Consider the following 1,314-nt stretch of genomic DNA (forward strand, 5'->3'; position numbering starts at 1 on the left):
CGACTTCCTAACCACGATGTGACCCTATGGGACCAGTCCTACGTGGCCGCGGCTCTGTTTAAGAGCGCCGTGGCGGGCGCTTTGCTGGACGGTAGCTTTCCTTGGAACGACAACGGCATTAAGCAAAAGACCCGCTGGCGCTTGCTTACTGTGGCCCTGGGCACAGAGCACTACGAGGCCCGGGCAGTGAAGATCGGTGACTGGACGGGCGCCCAGGGCACGATTGAGGAGTTTTTCCGCCAAGTCTCCACCCTCATAGAAGTAGACCTGGCGGTGGGTTCCCTGCTCTATCGGGATAGCACAGTGGCTGTCTTCTCTTTCCCGGGAGAGCGGTTTGATGAAACCGTCCCGGCCGGCTGGTTGGACGGTTGGCAGGAATGGCTACAGGAGCAGGTGGATGGCATTGCCCGAAACCTTGACCTGGAAACGCCCCCTTATGTGCGCCTGAGTAATCCCACCCGTTCCCTGGAGCCGATGGTGCGGGAGTGGCGGGAGGCTCGAAAGACTGTGGCCGTACCCATTCATCGTGAATGGGGTATTGCGCCGAACGATGGCACGTCTGGCCACGTCTGCCCCGTTTGCCAGGTGCGCCTCAACGGCGACCCCACCAGCAAGGACACACCCTGCTCGGTCTGCCGCGAACGCCGTCACCACCGCCGTGACGACTGGCTCCAGGGCCACCTGGGGAACGATACCATCTGGTTTGAAGAAGTGGCCGACCGTAACGGTCGCCTGGCCCTGCTGACCCTCTCCCTGGACCTGGAGGACTGGCTCAACGGTGAGCGGGTGGACAGCCTGCGGGCGCAATCCATTCCGGAATGGGTGAGGTCTAATCCAGTACTAGATGGCACTTCGAATCCCATAGATCATGTAAGAGCCTATGAAAGCTTCACAACCTATACCCAAGGCAATCTTGCCTCTTTTAATCGGAACGATCCGGTTTTTAAGAACCTTCAGGAGGGATACGGGTACGAAAACGACTGGCCGTCCTTCTTCCGCAAAATCGTCGAAGATCGTGCCGATGCACCCACGTGGAATGCCTTAGATGACGACCACCGCGCAGCCTGGCTGGCTCACCAGCTCTTCCGCAAACTCCCCTCCCCCGGCCGGGTCTACCGCTTTTGGCGCGAAGGGGAGGAGTTTTTCCGCGACCTTTTGCGAGAATTCCGTCAATTGGCCGCCCGCAGCGAAAACCCCTGGCGGGTGCGGCGATTGGTGCTGGTGCCAGATGATAATCATGGTTGGCATGATCTCACCCTCTACGACGGCCGCTGGGAGGGGCGGCAGATCAGCCTGGTCTATGTGCGGAGCCTC

Annotated in this window: 1 protein-coding gene; it reads left to right on the forward strand. The window is 60.0% G+C overall.

What is annotated here, in order from left to right; translation table 11 throughout:
- Positions 1 to 1,314: hypothetical protein (locus ABJK56_RS03900; RefSeq protein WP_347243357.1), on the forward strand; the 1,314-nt coding region annotated here is incomplete at both ends.

The organism is Thermogutta sp., assembly GCF_039793925.1.
Lineage (GTDB): Bacteria > Planctomycetota > Planctomycetia > Pirellulales > Thermoguttaceae > Thermogutta.